General features: G+C 69.8%; 5 protein-coding genes and 1 tRNA gene. 3 read left to right on the top strand and 3 right to left on the bottom strand.

Annotated features, from left to right (window positions below; genetic code table 11):
• The first annotated feature begins 119 nt into the window (after positions 1–119).
• A tRNA-Arg gene (locus tag AB8Z75_RS28965) sits at positions 120–192 on the top strand.
• 411 nt (positions 193–603) lie between these two features.
• On the opposite strand, the gene AB8Z75_RS28970 is transcribed toward AB8Z75_RS28965, so the two are convergent.
• Positions 604–1,233: an NAD(P)H-dependent oxidoreductase gene (locus AB8Z75_RS28970; protein WP_369207106.1), complete on the bottom strand. Its 630-nt coding sequence runs from the start codon at positions 1,231–1,233 to the stop codon at positions 604–606.
• 124 nt (positions 1,234–1,357) lie between these two features.
• Positions 1,358–2,197 carry an SDR family NAD(P)-dependent oxidoreductase gene (locus AB8Z75_RS28975; protein ID WP_369207108.1) on the bottom strand — a complete coding sequence of 280 codons (840 nt, stop codon included), beginning with the start codon at positions 2,195–2,197 and terminating at the stop codon, positions 1,358–1,360.
• An 81-nt stretch (positions 2,198–2,278) separates the two neighbouring features.
• On the opposite strand from AB8Z75_RS28975, the gene AB8Z75_RS28980 reads away from it, so the two are divergent.
• Together AB8Z75_RS28980 and AB8Z75_RS28985 are read left to right on the top strand one after the other, a co-directional pair.
• Positions 2,279–3,220, top strand: coding sequence for a cupin domain-containing protein (locus tag AB8Z75_RS28980; protein ID WP_369207110.1), 942 nt, complete (start codon positions 2,279–2,281; stop codon positions 3,218–3,220).
• 594 nt (positions 3,221–3,814) lie between these two features.
• Entirely contained in the window at positions 3,815–4,618 is an 804-nt protein-coding gene (locus tag AB8Z75_RS28985) for a hypothetical protein (protein WP_369207112.1), read from the top strand.
• Positions 4,619–4,701: 83 nt separating this feature from the next.
• On the opposite strand, the gene AB8Z75_RS28990 is transcribed toward AB8Z75_RS28985, so the two are convergent.
• Positions 4,702–5,808: ArsR/SmtB family transcription factor (locus tag AB8Z75_RS28990; protein WP_369207114.1), on the bottom strand; the 1,107-nt coding region annotated here is incomplete at its 5' end.

A 5,808-nucleotide genomic window follows, 5' to 3' on the forward strand; every position in this document is an offset into this window, starting at 1 on the left:
GCCCCCTCTACCCCTTCGGCCACGGCCTCCACTACTGACCCGGCCGCCCACGCCGAACGACGTTGCCGATGCCGATCCCCCATCCGCTAGGCTAGGCACCGCGGATCACCATTCCGCACGCCTCCGTAGCTCAGGGGATAGAGCACCGCTCTCCTAAAGCGGGTGTCGCAGGTTCGAATCCTGCCGGGGGCACAGCAAAGCAGCAGGTCAGAGACCCCTCTGCCCGGGAGGGCGGAGGGGTCTCCGGCGTGCAGTACATATGCACTACACACGTGGCGCAGCTCTGCTGTGCACGCCCCCTTGGGAGCCGTGCCCGATGCCCACGAAGAACGAGCTGTGCCAGCGCCGGTACCGCGCTCTTGTCGATCGACTTGCGGATCTGATGAGGGCCGGGCTGAAGCCCGAATACGAGGCACGGACCGGCGCTCGCGGTTCCCCGGGGTGACGAGGTAGAGCTTCCCGTCCTCCTCGGCGTACGCCTCCACGCCGTGCGCGCGGCACGCGTCGAGGACGACCCGCCCCCGCGACGAAAGGGCCCGGCGAGATGCTCGTTTCCAGCGTCCTCACAGTGTCCGTCGGAACCCATCCAGCTCATCCATCGCGTCAAACCCCGGCAACGGTTTTCTCCGCCCGTACGGCCTCGCTGATGGTGCGTACGACGCGTGTGACACTCTCTTCCGTGGCTGCGGAGGAGAGTTGCTCGGATTCGTGGAGGAACGCGGCGGCACCGCGGCGGCTTCCGACGTAGTCGACGACGCCGTGCTCGATCTGCGTTCGCAACGCCCGTTCGTATCCGTGGCGTTCGTATGTGCCGGAGTCGGCACCGGCGATGGGCAGCAGATGTGTGGTGAGCCGTTGGAGCCGGGGGCGCACACCCGACTCGGCCGAGAACTCGAAGGCCCAGCCGTTGACGAACACGCGGTCGATCCAGCCCTTCAGGAGCGCCGGCATAGACCACCAGTACACGGGAAAGACCAGGACGAGGTCGGTGGCGCGGTCGAGACGGCGGTGTTCGCGGAGAACATCGGGAGGGTGGTTGCCGTCTTCGCGGTAGGCCCGGCGGTCCTCCGGCGTGAACCTGGGGTCGAACTGCTCGCGGTGCAGGTCCGCCACCTCTACCGCCCTGGGGCGGAGGGCCGACACGAGCCGTTCTGCCACGTGGTGAGTCAGGGAGTCGGAACCGGGGTGTGCGGTGACCACCAGGGTCAGCGAGTTGTTGTCGTCAGTGCTCATGTCAATGCTTCCGTCTGCGGGGTGTGGATACGGGGCGGTATCGCGAGGCGTCGCGTCGCCCGCATGGGCAACCGGTGCACACGGCAGCGTCGACTGTGCCGGGAGGGGAGACGTGCCTGGTGGTTCATCGCTCGTCCCAGGCGCCCGCCGCGGCTGCCCGGACGACGTACTCCTCGAAGGTTCGAGGAGTACGTCCCAGCACGGAGGCCAGTTCGTCGGTCGTCTCGGCGATCAGGCCGCTCTCCATCAGAGCGAACATGGCGGCGACGTCTTCGGCGTCGTGCCGACTCAGGCCCTGCCTGGCGAGGGACGAAACGTACTCCTCCGCGGTGATGCGACGGTAGGTGAGGGACCGTCCGGACGCCCGGGAGATCAGTGCAACGGCTTCGGCGAAGGTGAGGGAGCGGGGTCCGCTCAACTCGTACACGCGTCCGGCGTGCCGGTCCCCTTCGGTCATCACCGCAGTTGCGGCATCGGCGAGATCCTCGACGTCGATGAAGGGCTCGGGCACTTCGCCGGCCGGAAGTGCCAGTGCGCCCGCGACCAGCGGCGCGTGGAAGACGTCCTCGTCGAAGTTCTGGGCGAAGTTCGAGGCCCGCAGGACGGTCCATTCCCGTGACGAGCCGCGTACGGCTTCCTCGGCCGACAGCATGTGCCGTCCGAAGCTGGAGTCGCCCCAGCCGTCCATACCGCGCCCGGAGAGCAGGACCAGCCGCCGCACTCCGGCGGCTTCGGCCCGCGCTACGAACTCGTGCACGGGACCCGGCACGGGCGGGGGCACCACGTAGGCCACATCAACGTCTCGCAGGACAGCGTCCCAGCCGTCGGGCTCGTACCAGTCGAACCGGGCCGGGCTCGACCTGGAGGCGGCTCGTACCGGTGTGTCGCGCAGCCGAAGTCGAGCAGCGATCCTGCGGCCCGTCCTGCCGGTGGCGCCGAGAACAAGGTGAGTCTTTGGCGTCATGACAACCACTGAACCCGCTCCGGCCACACGTTCACATGGGCAAGAAGCCGCAATACCTTTGCGATCGTCTACCCTGTGGCCGTGGACGTCGCCAGTGACCTGTTCCGCGGGGTGCGGGCTCGCGGCTCCCTGTTCGGCAGTTCGACGCTTTCCCCACCCTGGTCACTGCATTTCGTGGACGGTGCGCCGCTGACCCTGTGCACCGTCCTCACCGGGGCAGGGTGGATCGTGCCGGAGGGACGTCCGCCTGAGCGCCTCGGCCCCCACGACACGATCGTGGTGCGCGGTCCCACGACATTCACGTTCGTCGACGAACCCGGCAGCACGGTCGAGCCGATCGTCTGCGGACAGGACTGCGCGACGCCCGAGCAGGGCGGCACCCGGCATCGGCTGGGCTGGCACGATCCCGGCGAAGGGGGCGGCGACGACAGCGCTGCGACGACTTTGGTCGTCGGCGCCTATCCGGTCCGCGGCGAGATAAGCCGGCAACTGATGGACGCGCTGCCCGTCGTGCTGCGCGTGGACGCCTCAGACACCGGCGACCCGGTGCTGGACCACCTCGCCGCCGAGGTCGCCCGCGACGAACCCGGCCAGCAGGTCGTGCTCGACCGACTCCTTGACTGGATGCTGGTCTGCACACTGCGCACCTGGCTGGACCAGCCCGGCGGCCACCCCCCGGCTTGGTGGACCGCCCAGAAGGACCCGGTGGTCGGCCAGGCGCTGCGACTCCTGCACACCGAGCCGGCCGCGCCGTGGACGGTGGGCGAACTGGCCCGGCGTACAGGGGTCTCCCGCTCGACGCTGGCGAAACGATTCACCGATCTGCTGGGCGAGCCGCCGCTGACCTACCTGACGCGCTGGCGCATGACACTGGCGGCGGACCTTCTCGTCGAGCAAGAGTCCTCGAGTGTCGCTCATGTCGCCCGCGCCGTCGGCTACACAGATCCGTTCGCGTTCAGCGTCGCGTTCAAGAGACAGCGGGGCACCACCCCGAGCGAGTTCCGCCGCAGGACCACAGCCTGAGCGGCAGGGGAACAGAAGGTCAGACAGGTGGCCGGCTGTGGAGGGGGCGTCCGCCCGTTGGAGGTACCGGTGCTGCGGAGCAAGCTCGCCGTACACGGAGCACCTCGACCTCCGCGGAGAAGGCGTCCACCACCTCGTCTACGTGGTGGCCGGCATCGACCGCCGCTGAGGGAGTCGGTGGCTCGTCATCGTGCTCCCTCGGCGCAGGCGAAAACGGCGCAGGCGGGCGGGCGAGGAGTGGAGTTGGTTCCGCACGGGAAGACGGGCACCGGCGAGGACGTCCTGCCACCGCGCTGTCAGCGGCTGAGGAAGAGCGCGCGGAATGCCGGTGGTTCCGTCCGGATCGAGGACGTCGGTGGCGAGCTGGGCCCTGAGGTCGAAGTGAAGGGCCGGTTGAATCCCCCGCGTTCGTCTCGGCCGCCATCGGGTTCGGTCCTCGTCGCCTTCCTGCTCTCCCGTTCCGCACCTCCCGCAGCCGCATCTCGATTCACGAACAGTCGGTCTTTCGAGCACAACCGTGCCGCGGCCACGCTGGTCTTGCTTGCATGATCTGCGCCGTCCCAGCGCAGGAACAACAGCACAGGGAGATGCACAGTGCGAGTCGCTGCCATACGTCGTACCGTCCTGACCGCTTCCGCGGTCTCCGTCGCGCTTCTGGTCACCGGTTGCGGTGGCGACGCAGAGGGCGGTGAGGGCAAGGAGGCACGCGGCGACGCGGGGGCCGGGAAGCCGGTCGCGAAGGCGCTCACGGCCGGCGAGTTGGACAAGCGCGTGGTTGCCGAGGGGGACGTCAAGGGCCACGAGGTCAAGGTGCCGGGGAAGAGCGACGTCTTCGAGCCCGGTTCTGTCTCTGTCGAACGGGCCGAGTGCAAGCCCGTCGCTCAGGTGCTGTCGTCCCTGCCGACGGGTGAGCCGACGGCGCGCGTCCAGCGGCTCGTCGTCCACGAGGCCGAGGCGGCCAAGAAGGACCTGCCGTCGACGGACGAGATGGCGGACATGAAGGAAGGGGAGGCGGAGGAGGCGATGCTCGACTCGCTCGATGTCACCAAGACGCTGACCTCCCTGTGGTCCTACAAGGCTGACGGCGCCCAGCGGGCCCTCGCCACGCTGCGGGAGGCCGGCAAGAAGTGCGCCGGAGGGTTCGCGATGACGGCCGACGGAGACAAGCAGCAGGTCACCAAGGTCAGTGAGGAGAAGCTTTCCGTGGGTGAGGAAGCCGTTGCCTGGACCGTGGGGACGGAGCAGGACGGTACGTCCGCCGACACCAAGGTCGTCGTCTTCCGGCAGGGCACCACGCTGGCAGGGTTCTCGTCCTTCAACATCGCGGCGATCACCCGGGGCGAGGCCTTCGAGCAGCCGACCGCCGTCATCGAAGCGCAGGCGGCCAAGCTCGGCTGATCCCTGTGGCTGGTCCGTGCACCCGGCGAGGGACACCCGCGAGGGCAGGCCCTGGCCGGGTGCACGGATCGGCCCACGTCGGGTTACGGGGGATCGTCGCGTTCCTCCGTGAGGTTCCCCGGCAGGGGGAGGGCCGCCGCGAGATGCCGTGCTCCTTCGGGAGTGAGGATGAGGGCTCTGCGGCGGGCGCCCCGGGTCAGCCACCGCTGGGTGAGGAGCGCGGTGAGGAGGGCCGCTCCCAGACGGCCCGCCAGATGGTGGCGTTGCTCCGTCCAGTCCAGGCAGAACCGCAGCAAGGGGCGTCGCGTGGGATGGGGCGGGCTGATCGTCTCCGAGAGATTGACGCCCAGGCAGGCGAACACCTCCTGAGCTGTGGGTCCGAGTGCGTAAGGGTGTGCGGGGAGCGGGGAGGAGAGTGGGTCGTGGGGACGGCGGCGGGTGTCGGGGATGCCGTCGGTGGGGTGCAGGGCGTCGGCCGCGACCAGTGCCGCGGTCACCTGGACACCCAGGTCTCCCGCGAGGTGGTCGTAGCAGGTCCGTGCCCGGCGCAGCGCTGCCGCGCGGCTGTGGGCGCGCAGGGAGCGGACCGGGCGGGGCGGAGCGAGTGCCGTGAGGGCTTCCAGGGCCGTGGCGACCTCGGGACCGGTGAGGCGGTAGTAGCGGTGCCTGCCCGACTTCTCGACCGTCACCAGGCCCCCTTCGCGCAGTTTCGCCAGGTGCGCGCTTGCTGTCTGCGCGGAGACTCCCGCCTCGTCGGCCAGTACGGAGGCGGGGAGCGACCTGCCGTCGGCCAGGGCCATCAGGGCTCGGGCACGGGCTGGATCGGCGAACAGGGCCGCCGCGGTGGCCGGGTCCGCCTCACCGCGGGGACTGAGTTCGGGCGTCGGGCTGCCGCGGCGGATGACGTCGATGCTCCTGCTCCTGCTCCTGCTGCGGGTGACGTCGCTGCTCCTGCTGCGGTCGGACGGGTGCGCGGGGGATGGGGCACGTCCGCCGTCCAAGGCGGGCGCCGCGGGGGTGCCGCCACCGGGAGACCGTCCGGCAGCTTCGCCGCCGGGTGCTCGTTCTGAGGTCGCCTCCAGGGGAGGTGGCACCGAGATCACGTCGCCCAGGACCGGGGTGGACAGCTCACCGTCCGGGGAGCGCGCAGGGGCGCCCCCGTCCTGTGGTGATGTCGGTGGGAGGGAGGG

The organism is Streptomyces sp. PU-14G, assembly GCF_041028275.1.
GTDB lineage: Bacteria > Actinomycetota > Actinomycetes > Streptomycetales > Streptomycetaceae > Streptomyces.

What these genes read in the sequence shown, in the direction of transcription:
- AB8Z75_RS28970 (WP_369207106.1), bottom strand. Translation starts at nt 1,233, where the DNA reads ATGAGCACTGACGACAACAACTCGCTGACCCTGGTGGTCACCGCACAC.
- AB8Z75_RS28975 (WP_369207108.1), bottom strand. Translation starts at nt 2,197, where the DNA reads ATGACGCCAAAGACTCACCTTGTTCTCGGCGCCACCGGCAGGACGGGC.